Annotated in this window: 20 protein-coding genes, 1 tRNA gene and 1 pseudogene; 8 read left to right on the forward strand and 14 right to left on the reverse strand. The window is 60.6% G+C overall.

Going from position 1 to position 23,839, the window contains the following annotated elements; all coding sequences use genetic code 11:
* Positions 1–3 precede the first annotated feature (3 nt).
* Entirely contained in the window at positions 4–1,047 is a 1,044-nt protein-coding gene (locus GRO01_RS06355) for an NAD(P)H-dependent flavin oxidoreductase (RefSeq protein ID WP_062510244.1), read from the reverse strand.
* Positions 1,044–2,369, reverse strand: coding sequence for an aspartate kinase (locus GRO01_RS06360; protein WP_062510242.1), 1,326 nt, complete (start codon positions 2,367–2,369; stop codon positions 1,044–1,046). The genes GRO01_RS06355 and GRO01_RS06360 overlap by 4 nt, the downstream gene beginning before the upstream one ends.
* 174 nt (positions 2,370–2,543) lie before the next feature.
* Here GRO01_RS06360 and ubiG point away from each other — a divergent pair, with 174 nt between their 5' ends.
* On the forward strand, positions 2,544–3,299 hold the full coding sequence (gene ubiG, locus GRO01_RS06365) for a bifunctional 2-polyprenyl-6-hydroxyphenol methylase/3-demethylubiquinol 3-O-methyltransferase UbiG (RefSeq protein WP_062510239.1): 756 nt from the start codon (positions 2,544–2,546) through the stop codon (positions 3,297–3,299).
* 63 nt (positions 3,300–3,362) lie between these two features.
* On the opposite strand, the gene GRO01_RS06370 is transcribed toward ubiG, so the two are convergent.
* The 7 genes from GRO01_RS06370 to GRO01_RS06400 all read right to left on the reverse strand — a co-directional run bounded on the left by GRO01_RS06370 (position 3,363) and on the right by GRO01_RS06400 (position 7,746).
* Positions 3,363–4,634 (reverse strand): lactonase family protein, encoded by a 1,272-nt coding sequence (locus GRO01_RS06370; protein ID WP_062510236.1) that lies wholly within the window; start codon positions 4,632–4,634, stop codon positions 3,363–3,365.
* Between the two features lie 101 nt (positions 4,635–4,735).
* Entirely contained in the window at positions 4,736–5,185 is a 450-nt protein-coding gene (locus GRO01_RS06375; protein WP_231490364.1) for a DUF2147 domain-containing protein, read from the reverse strand.
* A 39-nt stretch (positions 5,186–5,224) separates the two neighbouring features.
* Positions 5,225–5,482: a glutaredoxin 3 gene (gene grxC / locus GRO01_RS06380; protein ID WP_062510233.1), complete on the reverse strand. Its 258-nt coding sequence runs from the start codon at positions 5,480–5,482 to the stop codon at positions 5,225–5,227.
* 7 nt (positions 5,483–5,489) lie between these two features.
* Positions 5,490–6,260 carry a ComF family protein gene (locus tag GRO01_RS06385; protein WP_231490361.1) on the reverse strand — a complete coding sequence of 257 codons (771 nt, stop codon included), beginning with the start codon at positions 6,258–6,260 and terminating at the stop codon, positions 5,490–5,492.
* Position 6,261: 1 nt separating this feature from the next.
* A complete protein-coding gene (locus GRO01_RS06390; protein ID WP_062510230.1) occupies positions 6,262–6,444 on the reverse strand; it encodes a DUF3553 domain-containing protein in 183 nt (60 codons plus the stop codon).
* Between the two features lie 121 nt (positions 6,445–6,565).
* Positions 6,566–7,450 carry a UTP--glucose-1-phosphate uridylyltransferase GalU gene (gene galU / locus GRO01_RS06395; protein WP_062510228.1) on the reverse strand — a complete coding sequence of 295 codons (885 nt, stop codon included), beginning with the start codon at positions 7,448–7,450 and terminating at the stop codon, positions 6,566–6,568.
* A gap of 210 nt (positions 7,451–7,660) precedes the next feature.
* Positions 7,661–7,746, reverse strand: a tRNA-Leu gene (locus tag GRO01_RS06400).
* 77 nt (positions 7,747–7,823) lie between these two features.
* Between GRO01_RS06400 and lipB the strand changes: the two genes are divergently transcribed.
* Entirely contained in the window at positions 7,824–8,507 is a 684-nt protein-coding gene (gene lipB, locus GRO01_RS06405) for a lipoyl(octanoyl) transferase LipB (RefSeq protein ID WP_062510226.1), read from the forward strand.
* On the opposite strand, the gene GRO01_RS06410 is transcribed toward lipB, so the two are convergent.
* On the reverse strand, positions 8,488–9,081 hold the full coding sequence (locus GRO01_RS06410; protein ID WP_062510223.1) for a LolA family protein: 594 nt from the start codon (positions 9,079–9,081) through the stop codon (positions 8,488–8,490). The two genes, lipB and GRO01_RS06410, sit on opposite strands and share 20 nt — an antisense overlap.
* Entirely contained in the window at positions 9,078–9,392 is a 315-nt protein-coding gene (locus tag GRO01_RS06415) for a BolA family protein (RefSeq protein ID WP_062510221.1), read from the reverse strand. Before GRO01_RS06415 ends, GRO01_RS06410 begins: the two co-directional genes overlap by 4 nt.
* A 68-nt stretch (positions 9,393–9,460) precedes the next feature.
* On the opposite strand from GRO01_RS06415, the pseudogene GRO01_RS06420 reads away from it, so the two are divergent.
* The 3 genes and pseudogenes from GRO01_RS06420 to GRO01_RS06430 all read left to right on the forward strand — a co-directional run bounded on the left by GRO01_RS06420 (position 9,461) and on the right by GRO01_RS06430 (position 13,061).
* A pseudogene (locus GRO01_RS06420) lies at positions 9,461–10,081 on the forward strand (DnaJ domain-containing protein).
* A gap of 84 nt (positions 10,082–10,165) precedes the next feature.
* Complete coding sequence (gene cobS / locus GRO01_RS06425; protein ID WP_062510219.1) at positions 10,166–11,182, forward strand: cobaltochelatase subunit CobS; 1,017 nt, start codon at positions 10,166–10,168, stop codon at positions 11,180–11,182.
* A 4-nt stretch (positions 11,183–11,186) separates the two neighbouring features.
* Positions 11,187–13,061 (forward strand): cobaltochelatase CobT-related protein, encoded by a 1,875-nt coding sequence (locus tag GRO01_RS06430; protein WP_062510217.1) that lies wholly within the window; start codon positions 11,187–11,189, stop codon positions 13,059–13,061.
* On the opposite strand, the gene GRO01_RS06435 is transcribed toward GRO01_RS06430, so the two are convergent.
* Together GRO01_RS06435 and GRO01_RS06440 are read right to left on the reverse strand one after the other, a co-directional pair.
* The gene (locus GRO01_RS06435) at positions 13,015–14,442 is read right to left on the reverse strand and encodes a pyridoxal phosphate-dependent decarboxylase family protein (RefSeq protein ID WP_062510215.1); all 1,428 of its coding nucleotides are present in this window, start codon (positions 14,440–14,442) and stop codon (positions 13,015–13,017) included. The two genes, GRO01_RS06430 and GRO01_RS06435, sit on opposite strands and share 47 nt — an antisense overlap.
* Before the next feature lie 76 nt (positions 14,443–14,518).
* Positions 14,519–15,340: a DUF1217 domain-containing protein gene (locus GRO01_RS06440; RefSeq protein WP_062510574.1), complete on the reverse strand. Its 822-nt coding sequence runs from the start codon at positions 15,338–15,340 to the stop codon at positions 14,519–14,521.
* Between the two features lie 102 nt (positions 15,341–15,442).
* Here GRO01_RS06440 and GRO01_RS06445 point away from each other — a divergent pair, with 102 nt between their 5' ends.
* Positions 15,443–16,306 (forward strand): hypothetical protein, encoded by an 864-nt coding sequence (locus GRO01_RS06445; protein ID WP_062510213.1) that lies wholly within the window; start codon positions 15,443–15,445, stop codon positions 16,304–16,306.
* On the opposite strand, the gene mfd is transcribed toward GRO01_RS06445, so the two are convergent.
* Entirely contained in the window at positions 16,295–19,816 is a 3,522-nt protein-coding gene (gene mfd, locus GRO01_RS06450) for a transcription-repair coupling factor (protein WP_062510211.1), read from the reverse strand. The genes GRO01_RS06445 and mfd overlap by 12 nt on opposite strands.
* A gap of 72 nt (positions 19,817–19,888) precedes the next feature.
* Between mfd and recG the strand changes: the two genes are divergently transcribed.
* On the forward strand, positions 19,889–22,039 hold the full coding sequence (recG, locus tag GRO01_RS06455) for an ATP-dependent DNA helicase RecG (RefSeq protein WP_083541390.1): 2,151 nt from the start codon (positions 19,889–19,891) through the stop codon (positions 22,037–22,039).
* 76 nt (positions 22,040–22,115) lie between these two features.
* Positions 22,116–23,810 (forward strand): putative bifunctional diguanylate cyclase/phosphodiesterase, encoded by a 1,695-nt coding sequence (locus GRO01_RS06460; protein ID WP_062510209.1) that lies wholly within the window; start codon positions 22,116–22,118, stop codon positions 23,808–23,810.
* The last annotated feature ends 29 nt before the right edge of the window (positions 23,811–23,839 follow it).

The following is a 23,839-nucleotide window of genomic DNA, read 5'->3' on the forward strand; positions in this document are numbered from 1 at the left end:
CCGTTAGCCTGGAGCGTGGATACGGGTTTCGCGCTGTTTGATGGCATCCACAGCCTGCTCAACCAGCGTTGCAATGATTTCTGCGACCGGACGGACTTCCTTGACCATGCCCACGGACTGCCCGGCCATAACCGAACCTGTTTCCACGTCACCCTCGATGACAGCGCGACGCAGGGCACCGGCCCAGTAATGTTCGATCGAAAGCTGGGCTTCTTCCTTCGTCAGCTCGCCGCTCTGAAACTTCTGGAGCGCCTCTCCCTGAAGCCGCGCATAACGGCGGCCGCCTTCGTTCGAAAGACCCCGCACCGGAATGACCGGGAACAGCTCGTCGAGCTGCACGGTCGTCACGGCATCGCGGGCATTGGCGCGCAGGAAGGCCTTCTTGAAGTTTTCATGCGCGATGCTCTCTTCGGAGGCAGCAAACAGCGTTCCAAGCTGCGCACCGGCCGCCCCCTGTTCCAGATAGGACAGGATCGCGTCACCACGACCCAGACCACCCGCAACAAACACCGGTACATCACGGATGTGGGGCAGGATTTCCTGCGCAAGAACCGTCAGGGAAACCGGGCCGACATGGCCGCCCGCTTCCGAGCCTTCAATGATCAGGGCCTCGATCCCCATCCGCACCAGACGCTTGCCCAGAGCCAGCGCCGGCGCAAAACCGATCGCCCGCGCCCCGCCATCGCGCACCTTGCGGATCGTGGCACTGTTCGGAACGCCGCCCGCCAGCACGATATGCGAGACATTATGCGCCAGACAGACATCCACGAGCCGGTCCAGCTCGGGATGCATGGTGATGAGGTTCACACCGAACGGGCGCTTCGTCATTGCCTGCGTGGCAACAATTTCCTCTTCCAGACGCTCGGGCGACATCGCACCGCAGGCGATGACGCCGAATCCGCCGGCATTGGAAATCGCGGAAACCAGATGCCGCTCGCTGACCCAGGACATGGCACCGCCGAGGATCGCGACTTCGCTCCCGAGGAAGTCACAGCCCGGCTTCCACAGCCGGTCCAGCGTCGCGCGGGCGTTCAGGGTTTCGCTCACGCGTCGGCTCCTTCTTTGGCATCAAGGCCATAAGCCGTGTGCAGAGCACGCATGGCCAGTTCGGTATATTCGGAATCGATCAGCACGGAGATCTTGATCTCGCTCGTGGAGATGACCTGCACGTTGATGCCACGATCCGCCAGCGTGCGGAACATCCGCGCGGCCAGACCGGCATTCGAGCGCATGCCAATGCCCACGACACTGATCTTCACCACATTGTGGGATGTGATCAGCTCACCGTACTGAACATACTCGCGGGCCTTCTCCAGCACAGCGCGGGCACCAGCCTCATCGGCCTTGCTGACTGTAAAGGTCATGTTCGTCATGTTGTCCACGCCGACGCTCTGGACGATCATGTCAACATTGATGTTCGCGGCTGCCAGCGGATCGAAAATCGCGGCAGCAATGCCCGGACGGTCCGGAATGTTCCGCACGGAGATTTTCGCTTCGTCATGCGAGTTGGCAATCCCCGCAACCAGTTCCTTCTCCATGATCTCGTCCTCATCAACCACAATCGAACCGCTGTCGTCATCCGTCTCGGCGAACGAAGACAGCACCCGCACCCGGACGCCCTCGCGCATGGCGAGACCGACGCTACGGGTCTGAAGTACCTTGGCGCCTACGGAAGCCAGTTCAAGCATCTCTTCGTAAGTGATGCGATCCAGCTTCTTGGCGCGTTTCACGATGCGCGGATCGGTCGTATAGATCCCGTCCACATCGGTATAGATATCACACTGATCGGCATTGATGGCAGCCGCGACGGCGACAGCGGACGTATCCGATCCGCCGCGTCCCAGCGTCGCAATGCGGCCATCGGGGCCAACGCCCTGGAAGCCGGCCACAACGGGCACCACGTCATCATCCAGACAGGCCAGCAGCGCCGTGCCGTCCACGCTCTCGATGGCGGCCTTGCCATGTGCATCGTCCGTCACAAGCGGGATCTGCCAGCCCTGGAACGACCGAGCCTTCACGCCAAGCGCCTGAAGCGCGATGGATACAAGTCCGCTCGTCACCTGCTCACCGGCCGCGACAACAGCATCGTATTCCTTCGGATCGGCCAGCGGATCCAGCTCGGCGCAGTAGCCGACCATCCGGTTTGTCACGCCCGCCATCGCGGAAACTACGACAGCTACACGACGGCCACGGTCATGTTCGGCTTTCACGCGTTTCGCAACATTCCGGATACGCTCGATATTCCCGACGGACGTACCGCCGAATTTCATGACAACCGTCTTCCGTTTCCCTTTTTCGCCACGGGCGGCGGCATGGGGATCGGCACGACCGGCAAGCTGGTCGCGGACGGGAGTATCGGGCATGGACATCGCGGATTGGGCTCCAGTACGTGTCTGGCGTTGCGCGCTCGGGTCTGGCATCGGATAGGGCAACGACATGCAACCCGCCCGGCACCTGAACAGACTCTGCCGGTCCACATACTCGTCTCGCTCCGTCACGTCCAGATGACGCAGGGCAGACAGGCACACAGAAGGACAGTTCCGATGCCTACAGACACCTCTCCGGGACAGAATTCCAGACGCTCATCCGTCTCTGAATCCGAAATTGCCCATTTCAGCGCTCTGGCCAAAGACTGGTGGAATCCCCGTGGCCCTATGGCCCCGCTGCATGCCATGAATCCCCTGCGCACCGAGTGGGTCAGCCGCCATGTGGCTCCACTGCGCAAAACATCCGAGCATCCCCTGACCCTGCTCGATATCGGCTGCGGCGCCGGTTTGGCCAGCGAGGCTTACGCCAAGCTTGGCTTCGACACGATTGGAATCGACGCTAGCGCTGCGGGCATCCTTGCAGCGGAAACTCATCTGGCCGAGCATCCCCTCCCATCAGAGGCGGCTTCCCTGTCCTACCGCAATGGCAGCGCTGAAGACCTTGTGGCGGAGGGTGCGCAGTTTGATGTCGTCAACGCCCTAGAGGTCATCGAGCACGTCAACGATCCGCAGGACTTCCTGATCATGCTGGCCACGCTGACGAAACCGGGCGGCATGGTCGCCGTATCCACCCTGAACCGGACCCCGCGCTCCTTTGCCGTCGCCAAGCTTGGTGCGGAATACCTGCTGCGGATGCTGCCCGTGGGCACGCATGACTGGAAGAAGTTCATCAAGCCCGACGAACTGGCTGCCATGGCCCGTCGTGCAGGCCTGCGCATGCTGGATATCGCCGGGATGAGCTACATCCCGTTCGAATGGCGCGAAAGCCGCGATACCGGCATCAATTACATCGCGATTTTCCGCAAGGACTGAACAAAAAAGGGCGGTTGCAGCGCAATAATTCGCCGCAACCGCCCTTGTTTGAAAAACAGTCGATCAGACCTGCGTATTCATGAACGCAAAGGTCGTCGGGCTGCCAACGGGGGTGAAATTATTCGTAAACGCAATTTCGCCCGTCTTCTTGTCCACCTTGAAAGACGTGACCGCATCCGAGCGCTGGTTGGCGCAGAACAGGAACGCGCCTGACGGATCGAACATCAGCGCGCGGCCGTAATCCGCATGCATCCAAACCTCGTCCTGAAGGGTCAGCGTCCCGTCGGCGCCGATGGCGAACACGGCCAGCGAATCACCCAGACGGTTGGAGACATAGACGAACTTGCCACTGGCCGAGATCAGGATTTCTGCTGCCAGCGTCGAGCCCCGGAAATGCGACGTCACAGTGCTGACGGTCTGAATGTCGCTGATCGCGCCCGTTGCCGGATCGAAATTGGAAACGACAACCTTCGAATCCTGCTCACACAGATTGTACAGGATGCGGCCGGAATGATTGAACTGGAAGTGGCGTGGTGCCGAACCCGGTTCCATGTCGTAGTACGGCGTCTTGGCCGGGATCAGTTTGCCGGTGTCGATGTTCAGCGTCCAGACATAGACCCGGTCCAGCCCTGCATCATCCGCCAGCACGAACTTGCCGCTCGGATCTGAGTGGATCATATGCGGATGGGAACCCGAGTGATCGGACACCGCAAAATTGCCCTGCGGATTGTCAGACGCCCGCTCCGGCTGACGCGGACCCGTATTGTGAACGACGTCCGATGCCTCACCCAGCGATCCGTCGGAACGGATTGGCAGAACGGCAACGCAGCCACCGACATAGTTGGCAACCAGCACGTAGCGACCCGAATGGTGAATGCTCAGATGGGCCGGAACGGCACCTTTCGAGCTGACAACGTTCAGTTTGCGCAGCGAACCGGTCTTGGGATCGATTGCAAACGCCGTGACAGACCCGTCACCATCCTTGTTGAAATCGTCAATCTCGCTCAGCGCATACAGAAAGCGCTGATCTTTCGAAATCGCAAGGAAAGACGGGCTGGCGATATCCGTGAATGTCGTGATCGGTGTCAGAACGCCCGTATCACGGTCCATATCGAAGACGGAAATACCCTGCCCGTTTCCGGTCCCACCACCTGGCGGTCCATGTTTCGTATATCCGCCAACAAAGCAGATCGTCTTGGACACAGGCTTCGGCGGAGGCGGAGGCGTCGGGACGGTCTTTTCAGGGTCAGCGGCGCCGGCAACGCCGGTACCGGCGGCAGCAACGCCTGCAACCAGCCCGACCGCAAAGCTGCGACGGGAAACAGGGTGGGACATGATGGGTCTGCATTCCTTTCGGTGTGGCGGAGTTAAAACGCCGCTGCCAGGATAAAGGCGCATTCCCGACCCTGACGCCGGCTTGTCACCCGGCGACGGACTCAGTGAGCGTCCTTCGGCAGTTTGCATTGTGGCCCAACGGGCGGGCCAGTATAGCGGCTCCAGGTCTGGGTTTCACCCAGAAGAGGCATTCCCAGAACGAATCCGCGCAGTTTCAGAACATTGGGCTCGGATACCCAGATGCGCGCCTGATAGACTCGTCCGGTCCGCGGATCAAGAATATGACCCTGCCACTTGCGGTCCTCAATTGGGACAAAGTCTGTCAGCATGCGGATCCCGCACTGTGATCGCCCCCAGACGTCCTTTGGAACCGCCCCGTCATAGGCCATACCGATCAGCTGCCCGCAGAGCATGTGACCACAGGGCTCAATGGAAAACAGACCGTCATGCTCCTCGGACAGCCACAGACCTTCTTCAGGAATATCCGAAGGAGCCGCGCCTGCTGGCGTAGATGTCTGCGCCTGTGCCGAGACAGAGAAAAGTGATGACACAGCCAGCAGGACAGCTGCGAAAAAACCTGCTCCCCGCATTCAGACCTTGCCCAGCAGGGCGTCAAGGCGCCCCGCACGATCAAGCGCCATAAGGTCATCGCAGCCCCCTAAGCCCTTACCGTCCACAAAGGTCTGCGGCACGGTCCGGCTGCCGGAGCGACGGATGGCTTCCCCTCGCTCGGCAGATCCATGCGGTGCATTGATTTCCTGAAACGCCACGCCCTTGGAGCGGAGCAGGCTCACGGCATGCACACAATACGGACATCCAGGCTGGGTAAAAATCTCGATTTTCGGCATAGGATCCTCATTCCTGGACAAAGCGCGGGTTCTGTTCATCCACTCTCCCGGTCCGCGCTGCAACCAAAATATCCACGCTCGCTGCACCAGCCTTCATCAGGGCCGCCGTGCAGGCCGTCGCAGTAGAGCCTGTCGTCAGCACATCATCGACCAGCAGAACGGCCTGCCCCTGTATCCGTGCCTCACGGCCTTTCCGCACCTGGACCGCCTGCTCCATCTCCTGCTCACGTTCGCTGGCAGACAGTCGGGCCAGAGCCTTTGTGGGACGGACACGCTGAAGAGCATCCACCACACAGGGCAGACCCGCAAGCCGGGAAATGGTCTGCGCCATCAATGCAGCCTGATTGTAACGACGCTTCCACAGACGGGTACGATACAGGGGGACGGGCACGATGACCGTGGCGTTTTTCAGCAGCTCTTCGCCCGAAGCAGCCATCTGACGGGCCAGCACTACGGCATTTTCGGTATGATCGGAATATTTCAGTGGCAGGATCAGGCGGCGTGACCATGCATCATAGACAAAAGCTGCTCTCGCAGATCGCCACAATGGGGGATGGGCCTGACAGGCCGCGCAGCAGTTCTGCGCCCCTCCCAGTCCCTCGTTTTCCAGCGGAACACCACATCGGTGACAGCATGGATCGATAATTCGCTGAGCTGTCTGAAAACACGTCCCGCAGAACGCCCCTTCTGTCATGACTTCCGTACCACAGGCCGCACAGGTCGGCGGCAGAAGCGTATTCAGAACAAGACGTGCGCCGCGAGTAAGAAACTCTGGCATCTTAACGCGGCAGCAGCCTGAGCGCGATGAGCGACGCGTCAATCAGAACCTTGCCCTGGTGCTGAAAATTGACGGTAACCCGTTCTCCCACGGCAGACTGCACCTGCCCCCAGCCCCATTCGGGATGATCGGGATGTTCAACAAGCTGGCCAGGTTCAAGGAAGGACTGGAACGGCCCGGTCACTGGAAGACCTGCCAGCTGACCGGGACCAATCCTGCTTTAGTATTCTTCATTGTCTTTCCGACGATCCCGCGGATAACGTATTTCCGCAGGCCCGTCGGATCGAAATCATGCCGAAATGGCATTAAGCGGCGTCGACATACTGCTTGTACTTCTTGAGGAAGGACTTCACCGAAGCACCCAGATCCTCGCGGTCGATCGAGAACGCGATCTGAGCTTCCAGGAAGCCTGCCTTGTCACCACAGTCATAGCGCGTGCCTTCATAACGCAGACCATGAAACGGTACTTCACCGATTGTCTTGGCCATGGCGTCAGTCAGCTGGACTTCATTGCCAGCACCGCGCTCCAGCTTCGCCAGATACTTCATGACATCCGCCGTCAGCACATAGCGACCAATGATGGACAGGTTGGACGGTGCATCTTCCGGATCTGGCTTCTCGACCAGTCCCTTGACCTCGACCAGCTTGCCATCATCGCTGCCGACATCGAGAATACCATAACGGTTGGTATGTTCGGGCGGAACTTCCGTTACGGCTACGACATTGCCGCCGGTCTTGTTGTATGCCTCGACCAGCTGACCAATACAGCTGCGTCCCTTGACGATGTCATCCGGCAGCAGAATAGCGAACGGATCATCCCCGATGAACGAGCGCGCACACCAGATGGCATGACCCAGGCCCAGCGGTTCCTGCTGACGCACGGCGACGAGCGAACCGGCCTGCACACCACTGGGAGCCAGCGCCTCAAGCGCGCTCTTCTTGCCGCGTTCCCTGAGGGTTGCTTCAAGCTCATAGGCAATATCGAAGTAATCGATCAGGCTGTCTTTGCCGCGCCCGGTCACCAGACAGAATTCTTCGATCCCGGCTTCGCGGGCTTCATCGATCGCGTACTGGATCAGCGGCTTGTCGACGACAGGAAGCATTTCCTTCGGCATGGCCTTGGTTGCGGGCAGAAACCGCGTCCCAAGACCGGCAACAGGAAGGACAGCTTTTTTCAGTGGCTTGATCACAAAACCTCACACATCAGCCGAAATGACGCCCGACCGCCGAACCACAAGTCCAGACGCTCTCAGGGACGCAGAATGAATAACCCTGTCTCAGTAGTCTGGCAACAAGATGGCACAAACCAGAGAGCTAAAGAGAAACGCTTCATTCCCCTGAGGGGTTTATTTTCATGATATGTGAATTTTTACTGGGATACACCGACATCAGAATGTCAGTGGTGCGGCCGAGAAGACTCGAACTTCCACGGGGTTGCCCCCACAAGCACCTCAAGCTTGCGCGTCTACCATTCCGCCACGGCCGCCCCGTGACAAACGGTCCTGCGTGGTGCATGACCGTCTGGTGTGGGAGGGGCTATAGCCGATGCCAGAAACGAGGGCAATGACCCGAAATGAGATTTGTGAAGAAATTTTGTGGAAATCCACGCCGGGACTGACTTCCTATCCCGAAGCGCTGGCTTTCATGGAAGCGCGTGCAAAGGAAATCCATCAGGGAACATCAGCGCCTCTTGTGTGGCTGGTCGAGCATCCGCCGGTTTTTACGGCCGGCACATCGGCAAAAGACGCCGATCTTTACAACCCGCATGGATATCCGACCTATGCGGCCGGGCGTGGAGGCCAGTGGACCTATCACGGTCCGGGACAGCGTCTTGGTTATGTGATGCTGGATCTGACACGACAGAATGGTACCGTCCCTCCCCGCGATTTGCGCGCCTTTGTGGCAGGACTGGAGGGCTGGGTGATCGACTCTCTTGCCCGGCTGGGGATTGAGGCCTTCACACGGGAAGGACGGATCGGTGTGTGGACGGTTGATCCTCTGACCGGTCTGGAGGCCAAGATCGGCGCACTGGGCATCCGTGTCAGCCGCTGGGTGAGCTGGCATGGCGTTTCGATCAATGTCAGTCCGGACCTGAACGACTTTGACGGCATCGTTCCCTGCGGCATCCGCGAATTCGGCGTCACCAGCCTCCAGCGATTCGACAGCAGTCTGACGATGAAGGATCTCGATGACGCCCTTGCCGCGTCATGGCCAGGACGTTTTGGCTCTATCCCGCGGGCGGCGTGAAAACGGAGGGGACGATCATCACCCCCTGCCGCACATCGGAGAGCAGGACACCAAAATGATGCTGCCGGGCATCCACGCCCTGTAATCCGATCAGGCTGAGTTGCCCGTTCACGTCCGAAAACTGGATCGTCAGCAGTCCCTGGGACGGATTATCCGCCTGCGCCACGGAAACCTGAAGCGATCCGTTTCCGTGGCGGACATCCGTCACCTGAACGTCGCCATCAAACCGGATCGGGTATTTCAGCAGCAGCCCGAGCGGATTGTGCTTCAGAGACAGATGCGTCACAGCGCCTGTTCCCTGATCAGCAAGCACGAGATGTCCCTCTCCGGCCACCAGTTCCATCGGATGTGGCACGATGTAATCCAACCTCAGATGTCCTGGAATATACGAAAACCGTCCTTCGCTCTGCCCGGCGTCGGGTCCGCGCTGCACGAAAGCGGCCTGTAGCCCCCGGATGCCGTTCAGATAAGCCTCGATGCGGCGGACATCGCTTTGTTCTGACTGAGGCAGATTGCCATAACCGCTCGTTGCACAACCAGAGAGCAGCAGAAGAGTCAGAAGGGCAGGTTTCATGGTGTTTTCTCTCCGTGCAGGACCAGTGACAGGGCATGGAGCCCGGAACTGAACTCCCCGGCCAGAAGGCCATTCACCAAACGATGACGCGCCACCCGGTTCAGACCATCAAAACGGGCGCTCGTGATGGCAACATTGAAATGCGTCTCTCCGCCACCGCCAAGCGCTTTTGCACCGGCATGATGGGCGTGCCGTGCACTGTCATCATGGATTTCAAGCTTGCTTGGTGAGAGTTCACGCTGAAGAATTTCCGTGATCCGGTCCCGTCGGCTGCCCGGCTGGGTAGAGGAATGTGAAGCTGTTTCAGACATTGTAAAATCGTCCGGCTTGAGGAATGCCCGCTTGCATCAGGCCACTGTGATTGCCCATATCAGACACCATGCAGCGCAAATCCACCAGACACCGGGCTTTCGATCCCGATCCTGACGCGCCGGAACAGGTCTGTGACCATCCGGGCTGCAATGAACCTGCCGGCTATCGTGCGCCGCGCGGGCGCGACGCCCTGCGCTCTTATTTCTGACTCTGCCTCGACCATGTCCGCGAATACAATTCCCGCTGGGATTTCTATCGCGGCATGACACCAGGGCAGATCGAGGCGCATCTGCGGGCGGATGTGTCATGGCAACGCCCGTCATGGAAGCTGGGCACCGGAACAGCCAACAAGGCGGAATTCAACGAGGAGGACATCCTTGATCCGCTGGACATTCTCGGTGCTACCCGTCACAGCCGCGCCGAACGTGCAAAGGATGCCGCGCGCCAGCGTGCATCCGCCCAGACCGCCGGGATCCCCGAGCCTCTACGCCAGCCGCTGGCAACGCTGGACCTGACATGGCCGGTCTCGTTTGATGAGGTAAAGAGCCGTTACCGCGCCCTCGCCCGTCAGCATCATCCGGATGCCAATATCGGCGATGCGAAATCCGAGGAACGGTTCAAGGCCATCGGATCGGCCTATGCCGCACTTAGAGTCCATTTCACGCGTCAGGACGATTTCGTTTCCTGAATTTTTAGACTGGAACAGAGACCGCCAAGGCTTCATCTTCTCCAGAACGTCCTGATCCAAAGCCAGAGAAAGCCCAAGAACACCATGAGCGATTTCGCAACGATCGAAACCCCGGAAGCCGTGACCACCGCTGAAAACGCCGCCGTCCCGACCAGCGTTCTTGGGGCTCCGGACCGCATGGTGTCGTCGGCCGAGGTCTTCGGTATCCGCACGGACATGCAGGTCCCGGCCTATTCGGTCCGCACCGAGCATGTCCCCGACATCGACCCGTCCTACAAATTCGACGAAGACACGACCCGCGCGATCCTCGCAGGCTTTGCCTTCAACCGTCGCGTCATGGTCCAGGGCTTTCACGGCACCGGCAAGTCGTCCCATATCGAGCAGATTGCTGCCCGCCTGAACTGGCCGTGTGTGCGTATCAACCTCGACAGCCATGTCTCGCGGATCGATCTGATCGGCAAGGATGCGATCGTGCTCAAGGACGGCAAGCAGGTCACTGAATTCCGTGAAGGCCTGCTGCCATGGTGCCTCCAGCATCCCTGCGCCCTGATCTTTGATGAATATGACGCGGGACGCCCGGATGTGATGTTCGTTATCCAGCGTGTGCTCGAAGCCGAGGGCCACCTGACGCTTCTGGACCAGAACCGCGTGATCCGGCCCAACCCCGCTTTCCGTCTCTTTGCGACCGCCAACACGGTTGGTCTGGGTGACACGACCGGTCTGTATCATGGCACCCAGCAGATCAATCAGGGCCAGATGGATCGCTGGAACATCGTCGCCACCCTGAATTATCTGCCGCTGGAACAGGAAGTCAGCATCGTGACGTCCAAGCTGAAGATCCCCGCAGAGGACAAGGATGCCACGACACTGGTCGAGCGTATGGTTGCTCTGGCGAATTTGACACGCGCGGGCTTCATGGCCGGAGACATCTCCACCGTCATGTCCCCGCGTTCCGTCATCGCCTGGGCCGAGAACAACCGCATTTTCAATGACGTGGCGTTCTCCTTCCGCCTGACCTTCCTCAATAAGTGCGATGAAGCCGAGCGTGGCATCGTGGCTGAGTACTATCAGCGCTGCTTCAACGCCTCGCCGCTGGCCTGATCCCTTGTCCGCTCCCAAGAATCCCCTGACTGACGAACAGCGGCAGGAACGCTTCCGGCAGGCGACTGTCGCCACCCTGCGCGCCATAGGTGGTGCGCCGGAAAAGGGTGTGGATTTCCAGGGCGCCGTCAAAGGAAGCCCGCAGAACCAGTCCGGCGCCGACAGCGTGGAACTTCCGCATCTGTCGCGCCATATGCATGACTGGGAAATCCGCAAGATCCGTGGGGCTGCGGATGCTGCTGCGCTGCGGATGCGGTACCACGCTGAAAAAACTGCCAGCGCGCCATCAGAGCCTCTGGCCCGACAGGCTTTCGATACGCTCGAACAGGCCCGCTGCGAGGTCTATGGGTCACGCCACATGGCCGGTGTCCGCGCCAATCTGGAACAGCGTGTCGCCCAGCACTGTGCCGAGATGGGCTGCAACCGCATGAAAACGCGCGAGGACATGCCGGCTCCCGTCGCGCTTGATCTCCTTGCCCGCGAGGCCATGAGCGGCCATCCCATGCCGGTGCAGGCCGGTCCGGCTCTGGATGAATGGCGCGCTTCCCTGACCCCGGCCGCCAAAGCCGCTCTGGAAGACATGGCCCATACCCAGAGCGATCAGGCCGCGTTTGCCCGCGCCACAACCCGTTTCCTCGGTGCCTGCCATCTGACCAGCGTGCCGGACGAGGACGAGGAGCAGATGGCACCGTCCGATCTGCCGTCTGACGAAGAGGAAACGACGGACAGCGACGCTCCCGAAGCGGATGGTCAGGACCAGCAGGCTCCTGCCGCTACGGAAGAGGAAGAAGAAGGCTATCAGCCTGAGAGTGGTGAAACCGGTCTGTCGGGCGAAAGCGATGCCAGCGAAGCCGCCGAGATGTCTGAAGATGGCACCGAGGAAGCGGCAGGCCCTTCGGATCAGCTGGCCGATGCTGGTCCGTCCGAAGTCCCCAACACCTACAAAGCCTATACGACTGATTTTGACGAGGAAGTCAGCGCCTCGGATCTGTGTGATCCGGACGAACTGGATCGTCTGCGCCAGAAGCTTGACCAGCAGATGTCCCAGCTGCACGGTCTCGTTTCCCGTCTGGCGCACCGGTTGCAGCGCCGCCTCATGGCCCAGCAGCAGCGTCGCTGGGAGTTCGATCAGGAAGAAGGCATTATAGACGCCGGGCGCCTGTCCCGCGTCGTGACCAACCCGACGATGCCGCTGTCCTGCAAGCATGAATGCGAGACGGAATTCCGCGATACGGTCGTCACTCTTCTGATCGACAATTCCGGTTCCATGCGAGGCCGGCCGATCGGCACGGCCGCCATCTGCGGCGACATTCTGGCCCGCACGCTGGAGCGCTGCGGCGTGAAGGTCGAAGTTCTGGGCTTCACGACCCGCCAGTGGAAAGGCGGCCAGAGCCGTGAGCGCTGGCTGAAAGCCGGTCGCCCTGCTGAGCCGGGACGCCTGAACGATCTGCGCCATATCATCTACAAGGATGCGGATACGCCCTTACGGCGCGCCCGGCGTAATCTGGGCCTGATGCTGCGTGATGGCCTGCTCAAGGAAAACATCGACGGCGAGGCCCTGCTCTGGGCCTGGAAACGCCTGCGCCGCCGTTCGGAGCATCGCCATATCCTGATGGTGATTTCCGATGGCGCACCTGTGGATGACAGTACGTTCTCCGCCAATCCGCATAACTATCTGGAAGATCATCTCCGGCAGGTGATCGCCCGGATCGAAGCGGACCGGAGCACGGAACTGCTGGCCATCGGCATTGGTCATGACGTGACGCGCTATTACCGCAACAGCGTCACCATCAGTTCCGCCGAAGATCTCGGCGGAACCATGATGTCCCAGCTCAGCGCGCTGTTCGCGCCCGCAGGAGCTCGTCACGCAGCGCGATAACCGCATCCAGCATCCGGTTGGTATGGGCGGTTGTGGTCCGGTGATTGACAATCGCCGCCCGCACCGCCAGCCGACCGTTGATTCGTGTCGTGGACGGTGCAGCGATCCCACTTTCATGCAGATCCTGCACCAGTTCCGAGACCTCGGCGTCATCCAGCCCATCAAGCCCGAAGCAGACGATATTCAGCGTGACAGGCGCCAGCAGGACTAGTCCTTCCGTCCGCTCAACGCGCTCGGCCAGATCCGCCGCGACATCGCAGCATGTCTCGACCATCTGCCCCATGCGCTCCGATCCATAGTGCCCGAGCGTCATCCAGACCTTGAGGGCCCGAAACCCGCGGGACAGATCCGGCCCAAAATCACAGAACCACGGCGCGCCGGCGGCCAGTCCGCGCTCTTCACGCGTCAGATAATCCAGGGACTGCGCAAAAGCCGCCGCGTGTTTGTGGCTGTCACGTACAAGCACACAGCCCGCGTCATAAGGAACCTGTGCCCATTTGTGGAAGTCGAACGCCAGACTATCCGCCTTCTCGATTCCGGAAAGCCGAGGCTGAAACCGGTCTGACAGGCAGGCCAGCGCACCGAAAGCCGCATCAACATGGAACCAGAGTCCAGCCTCGCGGGCGATGGCCTCGATCGCCGCCAGATGATCAATCGCGCCGCAATCAACCGTCCCGGCTGTCCCGGCCACCATGAACGGCACCAGACCGGCTTCTCGATCGGCAGCAATCATATCCCGCAGCGCCGAGACATCCATGCGATGATCCGCCAGAACCGGAACGCGGCGAAGCGCGTCGCTGCCCAGCCCTGCCAGATCAAAGGCCCGCGGCAGGCATCCATGAGCGGTTGTCGCGGCATAGCCCACAAGGCCCCGGCCACCAATGCCTTCCTTCCGAATGGACAGGTTCTGCGCCCGGCTGGCCGTAATCACACTGATGAAATTGGCCATGGATGAGCCCGTTACCAGACAGCCAGATCCATCCTGCGGCATTCCGACCATCTGGAGCGCCCAGCGGATCACCTCACGCTCAACCTCAATCGGTGCGTGATCCCGACCGCCGCAATTGGCGTTCAGTCCGCCCGCCAGCATTTCAGCCAGCATTCCAACCGGCGTTCCGGCCCCGTGCACCCATCCCATGAAGCCGGGATGCGTATTTCCCACTCCATAAGGCACGACCAGATCACGGTAGCGTTCGTACAGATCGTCCAGGGAATGCCCCGTTTCGGGCAGCCCTTCCTTCAGGGCCTGGCGGGCCGAAGGCGGCATAGGTCGCCAGATCGGCCCCTCGCCCACATGCTCCATGCGGTCGAAAACCTCGTCCAGCATCCGGTGCCCGATCTCCCGGATACCGCGCCAGTCGGTGGGGTCCAGTCCGGCCATGATTATCCCTTCACCTGAAATCCATCAGGTGCCTGCGATACAGGGCCGGTCTTGCAATGTCACGTCGCGAAGAATCTTAGAACAGGGCGGAATACAGCGACGAGCTGCTATCGCTGCTTGAACTTCCGGTAAAGAGCGAGAGGATACCGTTCGTTGATCCATCGCCACCATACAGGGTCAGCATGCTTGCTGGCGTCGTCGTCTTTGTCGGATGGATCTGCAGCATGGCCAGATACTGCTGTGCAAACTGCTGGATCCCCTTGGTGGTGCTGAGTTTGGACATATCGAGCTTGGAGCCGAGCAGACGGACCTGCTGGTCGTAATCCAGTGCGCCGAACTGCGTTGTATCAAAGCCGGAGACGACTTCGGCAACTTTCAGGAGCTTTGGATCTGACATCACGTTGGCGAGAGTCATGTCCGTTGTCGCCGTACGGGTAAAATACAAAGCATCTCCCAGCCCCGGCGTCTCTGTCTGGAGGCTGTCTTCATAGCTGTTGGTCAGATAGCTCTGGGTGATGCTCTGCACCGTGTCGGCGGAGGATAGCGGGGAAGTCGACCAGTCGGAAAAAGCATTCGCAAATGCCTTCCAGGACGAATTTCCGCTGGTCTGCGCAAGGGATTTCGAGGACGTCGGGTCCTGCGTCATCAGCTTCTGGAGTACTGCAGTTTCATTGATTGCCGAGGACATTCCATATGCCCCGAGCACAACCTTGAGTGCCTTGTAGTTCTTCAGAAGCTGCTCCGGCGTCTTGATTGACGACGCATCCTCCTTGAACGCAGCGACGGCCTGCTGGGTGGAGACGCTTGTTTTTTCCCACTTGTTCGCTGAAGAGTCTTCATTCTTGATGATGGAGACATACTGCGGAATTGCGGGCATGGCGGAAATGGAAGAAGACACGCGCATTTCTCCGAAACAGGGAGCGGGTACGTCACTCTATCTCCTCATTCCCTAATACAGTCTTAACGTCTCTTTTCCCTCTCCAGCCCCCGGAGATCTTTCATGTTCACTCGACTTACGATGCTTGCTGCGACCGCCGCACTCCTGATACCGGCTGTTGCCAGCGCATCCACGCTGCCCGACATGCCCGCATCCTGCTTTACCTACGAGCTTGCGGGAACCCAGAGCGGCGCTCATGGCCTGACGGCGAAAACACTTCACGCCACACTGACCGGAACCGACATCACGCTTGATATCCGTGGCATCAGCCTTTCCGATCCGTCCGGTCACGTGCAGGCCACGACCCTGGAGCGCTTCAATGCCGTGGCAGCCTATGCCGCGCTCAGTGCTTTCAAGGGCGGCATCAGCGATGCCTGCAAGGATCAGGGTCTCGGGATCAACAGCAGCGATCTCCGGCCTGGAACACCGCAGGCCGCATGGACGGACGTCAAGTTGGCCCGTCCCGGTCATGACATGACGATCCGCAAAGCCTCGATCCAGGCCGTCCAGACGACACCGGACCTGCATCTGAAAGTCGAGGGCACCGGTATCCACGATACCAAGCAGCCCCTCATGCCGACACAGCTTTCAGCCGATCTGACGGTCCAGGGCCTTGATACGGCGCGCCAGCAGATCACGATCAACGCGCTGCACGCTGTCTCCGGTACCAGCACCATTGACGGCAAAGGCACCATTGAGCCCGGCGCCACCGCATCGACATCGGCAGCAGACCTGCATGTCGGTGTCACGAATGTTGAGACCCTGATCGGACAGATCCGCGACACGGCTCCAAAGAAGGTCGTGGCCGCCCTGACGATCGCCCGGCTGATGGGCCGTCAGAGCGGTGATGCGACCCTATGGGACATCGGGCTGAGCGGCGGTGTCGTGACCGTCAACCGCATCCCACTGCCGTTCTCAGTCCCCTGATTTCGACGCCTCAAGCTTGCGGATCATCTTGCATAGGACGGTCGTGACCTTCTTGGCATAGCCAATACGGGTCGCGTTCGTCATTTCGCGGATGACCGCAAGCTTGTGATCGGGACGGATCTTCACGCCCGATTCCTTCTTGCGCGTTACCCAGTCGATCAGCGCCGCCGGATTGCGGAAACGGTTCCGGCGGAACTGGATCACCATGCCCTTCGGTCCGGTCTCCAGACGTTCCACCCCGGCTTCACGGCACAGGCGCTTGATCAGGACCACATCGAGCAGATTGCCCACTTCCGGCGGAAGTGATCCGAAGCGGTCCACGAGCTCGGCGCGCATGGCCTCGACCTCGGCCTCGTTCGTCAGCGATGCAATGCGCCGGTACAGCCCCAGACGCACCGGCAGATCCGGCACATAGGCTTCGGGAATCAGGACCGGCAGACCGAGGATGATGGTCGGGGTCCAGCTGTCCTCGTCGTCCTGACGCTTGCCGCGCTCACGGCGCATATCGATCACGGCGTCTTCGAGCATCTGCTGGTAGAGCTCGATCCCGACTTCCTTGATATGCCCGGACTGCTCGTCGCCCAGCAGGTTGCCAGCACCACGCAGGTCAAGGTCATGGGAGGCCAGCGTGAAGCCAGCGCCCAGTGAATCCAGCGTCTGCATGACCTCGAGCCGCTTTTCCGATGACGGAGACAGCGGACGTGTCTGCGGCCAGGTCAGATAGGCGTAACCGCGCTGCTTGCCGCGTCCGACACGTCCACGAAGCTGATAGAGCTGCCCCAGACCGAACATGTCCGCGCGGTGGATGATAATCGTGTTCACGCTGGGCATGTCCAGCCCGCTTTCCACGATGTTTGTGGAGAGCAGGATGTCGTATTTTCCGTCTGCGAACTCCGTCATAACGCGTTCGAGTTCGGTGGGCGTCAGACGTCCATGGGCCTGCACGGTCTTGGCGTCCGGCACGATTTCCGTCAGGCGCTCGGCCATCCGGTCCATATCCGCCAGACGTGGCACGACACAGAAAATCTGGCCGCCGCGGAACCGTTCGCGCTGGATCGCCTCGCGGATCATGACGCTGTCGAACGGCGTGATGAATGTGCGCACCGCCAGACGGTCTGTCGGCGGGGTCGCGATCAGGCTCATTTCGCGGACGCCGGACAGCGAAAGCTGAAGTGTTCTGGGCAGCGGCGTGGCCGACAGGGTCAGGACATGCACGTCCTCACGCAGCGCCTTCAGACGTTCCTTATGCGCCACACCGAAATGCTGCTCCTCGTCGATGATCAGCAGGCCCAGACGTTCAAAAGACACGGTCTTGGCCAGCAGCGCATGGGTGCCGACCACGATATCCACCGTGCCATCCGCCATGCCCTCGCGGACCTTCGTAGCTTCCTTGGGCGTGATCAGGCGTGAGAGCTGCGCTACGTTGACCGGAAAGCCCTCGAAGCGCGTCGAGAAGCTGCGGTAATGCTGGCGGGCCAGCAGCGTCGTGGGCACCACAACCGCGACCTGCATCCCCGAAAGTGCGGCCACGAACGCCGCCCGCAGCGCCACTTCCGTCTTGCCGAAGCCCACATCGCCACAAACCAGACGATCCATCGGCCGCCCGGCGCTCATGTCTTCCAGCACATCCGCAATCGCGCGAGACTGGTCCTCCGTCTCCACGAACGGGAAGCGCGCGCAGAACTCGTCCCACAGTCCTTCAGCCGGCGCGAGCGTCGGCGCATCCTTGAGCGCACGGGCCGCGGCTGTCTTGATCAGCTCACCCGCCATGACGCGGATGCGGGACTTCATCTTGGCCTTGCGCGCCTGCCAGGCCGTGCCACCCAGCTTGTCGAGCTGAACGCCGGCCTGCTCGGAGCCAAAACGGCTCAGAAGCTCGATATTCTCGACCGGCAGGAGAAGCCGCTGTTCCCCATCATAGAGGATCGACAGGTAGTCATGCGCGACGCGGCCTTCGACGACCGTCTCAAGCCCGACATAGCGCCCGATTCCGTAATCGGAATGAACAACCAGATCCCCTTCCGCGATCTCGCCGACCTGAGAGATGAACTGCTCACCACGCTTGCGGCGACGCGGCGGCCGGGAAATCCGCTCGCCCAGCAGATCCTGCTCGGAGACGAAACACAGACGGTCCGAAACGAATCCGCGCTCCAGCCCCAGCGTCAGCAGGCCGGTCGTGCCCTTCGGCATGCCCGCCGCATCCGGCCAGTCTTCATAGGACGTCGTCGTGACACCATGCTCGGCCAGAAGATGCGAGATTCGTTCCCGTGATCCGCGGCTCCAGGCCGTGACATAGGTCCTGCGTCCTGCCTCGGCCCAGGTTTTCACCTGCTGCCCGAAGGCTTCGAACATCCCGGCCCGGCTTCCGTCCTTGGCGCGGGCAAACAGCGGTCCGGGGCGATAGCCTGCATCCACGCCCTGAGCCGTATCCGGCATGGCAAACGCATTGAGAATGACGGAGGGGACATCTGCCAGCATCGCCTCCCAGCCGTGAGCATCCAGATACAGCCTGTGCGGCGGCAGCGGGCGGTACGGGATTTCGCCCTCGCGGGTCGGCACACGGCGGGCCTGATAATGATCGGCGATCATGCCCAGCCGGGCCTTGAGGATTTCCGGCGCATGTTGATCGAAGCTGACTGCCCCACCCGGCAAGTAATCCAGCAGCGTTTCCATCTGGTGTCCGTCACCGTCATGGAACAGCGGCAGGTAATGCTCCAGCCCCGGATAACGCCGGCCGTCGGAGACGTTCTCGTAAATCGTATCGGATGTTGCAGCTGGGCCGAACGAATCGCGCCAGCCTGTGCGGAAACGGCTGATGCTGTCCGGGCCCAGCGAAAACTCGGAGACCGGGCGGAGTTCAAAGCGCTTCAGCGTCTCGGTGGAACGCTGCGTTCCAACGTCAAACGCACGGATGTTCTCAACTTCGTCTCCGAACAGATCCAACCGGATCGGATCGCTCTCGCCGGCCGGAAACAGATCAAAGATTCCGCCCCGTGTCGCGAACTCGCCCGCTTCCATGACCGTATCGGTCCGGGTATAGCCGTTGGCGATCAGCAGTTCGATCAGCATGGCCTGATCGAGGCTCTCACCCGTCTTCACGCTGATGGACTGCCCCCGGAACGCCGAGCGCGGAGGAACGCGCTGGATCAGACTATGCACGGTCGTCAGCACAATCCGCCGCGCCTTGGTGGGCTCCAGCAGACGGCACAGCGTCCCGGCCCGTTCGGCAATCAGAACCGGATTGGGCGAGACGCGGTCGTAAGGCAGGCAGTCCCAGGCCGGCAGACGCAGAACTTCCACTTCCGGCATGAGCCAGGCCAGCATGTCGGCCAGCGCGGCCACGGCAGCGTCATCGCGCGCAACATGGAGCAGAGGTCCGTCATGCTCGGCGAGACGCTGGCGGAGAAGAAAGGCCACACTGCCATCCGGCACGCCCCAGACGGTTGGTCCGAAAGACCTGCCGAAGGACGCTGTGGACATTTCACGGGTCATGGTTTCGTTTTGTTCCATCCTGCTAATGCCCTATACCTGCCGTTCCATCGCCTGTCAGCCCGAGGAGCACGGGAAGCGCCCGTTGTCACGATGCCGTCCGAACAGTTCCCGCAATCTTTTCCATCCCATTCCGACAAAGAACAGCGCAACGAAGCCTGGGATGACCGTCTCGCTCCCCTCTTCGCACCGCTGACGAGCCTGTCCGGCATCGGCCCCCGGCACGCTACCCTGCTGGAGAAGATCGCAGGCGGCCGACGCGTGCTGGACCTGCTGTTCACCCTGCCCGAACGGGTTGTTGACCGGCGCATTCTGCGCACAGTCGCAGACGGACACAATCTCGCGCCCGGCGAAATCCTGACAGCCCATGTCCGCGTCCTTTCCCTGCGCAAGGCCGGACGCCCCGGACAGCCCTCCATCATCCGCACGGAGGACGATACCGGAAAGCTCGATCTGGTCTTCTTCCAGACGCGCAACATGCCCAGCCCCACGATCGGCGCCGAACTCCTCGTCTCCGGCAAGACCGGCACGTTTCAAGGCGAGCTGACGATGCCCCAGCCCGATCATGTCGTGAGCTGGGCCAAACGTGACAGCTTCCCCTCGCTCGAACCCGTGTGGCCCCTGACCGCGGGTCTCTTTCCCTATACGGTGCGCAAAGCCATGCGTGCCGCTCTGGCCCTCCTGCCCGATCTCCCGGAATGGCTGGACCCGGCTCTCGTTACCCAGCGCAAGTGGCCATCCTTCGCGCAGGCGCTGCGCCTGATGCAGTCTCCCGAGATCATTCCGCCGGAAATCGCCTGGGAGCCGGTCCGCAACCGCGCCCTCTCCCGCCTCGCTGCCGACGAATTGCTGGCCGATCAGCTCTGCTTCGGCCTCGCCCGCCTCAAGGCCCGTGAGCGGCACGGACGCAGCTTTCCCGGCACTGGCGAACTCCAGGCCGAAATGCTGTGCCGCTTCGGGCATAAGCCCACCCACGCCCAGACACTGGCCATTGCCGAAATCGCTGCCGATCTTTCGGCTGCAACGCCCATGATGCGCCTGCTGCAGGGCGATGTCGGTGCGGGCAAAACCTTCGTCGCCATGAACGCCATGCTCCAGACCGTCGAGTCTGGCGCACAGGCCGCCCTGATGGCGCCCACAGAAATCCTTGCCCGCCAGCATTTTGAAACGCTTTCCCGTCTCTGCCCGACCGAATGCGTCTATCTGAGCGGCACCATCAAGGGCGCGGCACGGCGCAAAACCCTCGCTGCCATCGCAGATGGGACTGCAAAGATCGTTGTCGGCACCCATGCCCTGTTTCAGGATGGCGTGACCTTTCACGACCTTGGCCTTGCCGTCATCGACGAGCAGCACCGATTCGGTGTCCGCCAGCGCATGAATCTGAGTGCCAAAGGGGAAGCGACCGACATTCTCGTCATGACGGCGACCCCCATCCCCCGTACGCTCCAGCTTATGGAATGGGGTGAAATGAGCGTCAGCCGTCTGGACTCAAAACCGCCGGGACGCCAGCCGATCCGCACGACCCTGCACAGCATGGACTCGCTCGACAGCGTACTCGCCGGCATCAGTCGTGCCCTGCGCGATGGGGTGCAGGTTTTCTGGGTCTGCCCGCTCATCGAAAACAGCGAAACACAGGCCGCAGCAGCGGCAGAAGAACGCTGGGCCTCTCTGGAACAGCGCTTCGAAGGCCTCGTCGGCCTTGCTCATGGCAAGCAGGACATTACCGTCCGTCAGGACGCGCTGGACACGTTCCGTCTGGGTAAAACGCGCCTTCTTGTCGCCACCACGGTCATTGAGGTGGGCGTGGATATTCCCGCGGCTTCGGTCATGGTCATCGAGCAGGCTGAACGATTCGGCTTGGCCCAGCTCCACCAGCTTCGCGGTCGTGTTGGACGAGGCTCGAAACAGTCTTTCTGTCTTCTACTTCATGACAAAGCAGCAACGCCTACTGCCGTTCGGCGCCTGAGCCTTCTGCGCGACACGAATGACGGCTTTCTGATTGCCGACGAAGATTACCGGATCCGTGGCGGCGGTGACATTGCCGGTGACCGCCAGTCCGGCCTGCCCGGTTTCCGATTGGCTCAGGGTGCCCGTCTGAGCCTGCTGCTGACCGCCATGCAACAGGACAGCGAACGCGAGATTACCCGCAATCCACATCTAAAAGGCAGCAGAGGTCATGCACTCCGAATTCTTCTGGAAATATTTGACCGCAATGATACCGACAGGCTCCTGATTTCCGGTTAGACAGAAAAATTCACGCATATATAATGATGCAAATTGAAATAACGCATTCATCTGAATTTCATGGAGTATCGATGTGATGAGCAGTCCTGCCAGAGGCGCTCAGAAAGGGACTACACACGAATACTCTGGCACCTTTTCGGATAGCCGATGCGTTCTCTTTCGCCTGCTCCTGCCCGCAACAGGTGCTTCCGCTGTTATCCTGCTGCATATCGCCAAAACCGGCACAGCCAGTGTTCTCCAATCTACAGGCGATCTGCCAGCATCACTGCGCAAGACAATTGCCGGGGAAACCATTCTTGCCGCAGATCATGCCCAGAGTGGCAGTGGCTCTTTTCGAGGGAAGTTTTCCACAGACTGGTCATTTCTCGGATGTCCTGTTCCTCCCCATCATGACAGTCGGACGAACCAGTTCCTGATCGCCTGCTATCCGGCAGGAACATGTCTTTACCCTGCCGCTCAGGGTGCACTGCATGACGTCGCAGGTCAGATTGCAGCCGAACCGGGAGATCTTGGAAAATCGTCCCTGCCTGATCGCGAGGAAAGCCTCCACGTTCTGCATCAGTTCATCGAGAAGACAGGCCAACTTTCCCGGCGTGCCGTCTTCAGCCTGATTCATCTTAATCTGGATCATCTCTCACTCATCAATGAACGTTACGGATGGGATACAGCCGATCTGATCCTTGCGGAGATGATTCGACGCCTCAAAGCAGTCCTCCCGGAAGGCTGTTTTCTGAGTTCCGTAGGCGGCGGCCACTTCATGGTTCTCACCCCGCCCGGCACGACAGCCGTGACCACACGCTCCCTCGTCAATGCGATCCTGAAAATCTCCAGCACGCCCGTCTCTCTGGATATGGGTGCCATTCCTTTCTCGATTTCCGCGGGGTGGAGCGTCTATCCGCAGGATGCGGCAGACGCGAATCAGCTGATTCTTGCTGCCCGGGCTGCGCTAACGGAGGCCAATCGCACCGGTGGCGGACATGAACGTCGTGCCAGTGCGGAACTCACCAACGCCTACGCTGTCACATCCAATCTGGAACAGGATCTTCTCAAGGCGGTTGAGGATGATGCTCTTTTCCTGAAATGGATGCCCATCGTCGACACGGCGTCCCAGAAAATCGTCGGACATGAGGCTCTTCTGCGCTGGACGCGTCCCGGACATGGCGAGGTCGCACCGAACCTGTTCATCCGCTATGCCGAGGAAGTCGGCATGATCGAAGCGCTGGACAGCTGGAGTCTGCGCAACGCCTGCCAGGCAGCCCTGCACTGGCCCACGCCTTTGCGGGTCTGTGTGAATGTCTCGCCCGTATGGCTTGTGAACGAACGGCTCGCACCTCTTGTGGAAGCCGTTCTGACGGAAACCGGCCTTCCTCCCGGACGCCTGCAGATCGAGCTGTCAGAGTGCAGGCCATTCGGTCCATCAGACATCGCTTTCCGCGAACTTTCCCGTGTCCGCGCACTCGGTGTGAGGCTCGCTATCGACGATTTCGGAGCGGGGTATTCCTCGCTGGAGCGGCTTCGGATTTACCCGCTGGACCAGATCAAACTCGACCGCGCCTTCGTTCAGTATCTTGGCGAAGACATGCGTGCCGACGAGATCATGTATGCCATTCTTTCACTGGCACGGTCCCTGAACATCACCTGCTGTGCGAAAGGTGTGGAAACAGAACACCAGATGGCCCTGCTTGATGCCAATGGATGCGAGGAGGTCCAGGGGTATCTGCTTGGTGCGCCAATCCGCGACAGTCACGTTCCCCATCTCGCGCAAACATAAAAAAGCCGCCTCCCAGCTGGGAGGCGGCT

The organism is Gluconobacter roseus NBRC 3990 (assembly GCF_006538885.1).
Classification (GTDB): domain Bacteria; phylum Pseudomonadota; class Alphaproteobacteria; order Acetobacterales; family Acetobacteraceae; genus Gluconobacter; species Gluconobacter roseus.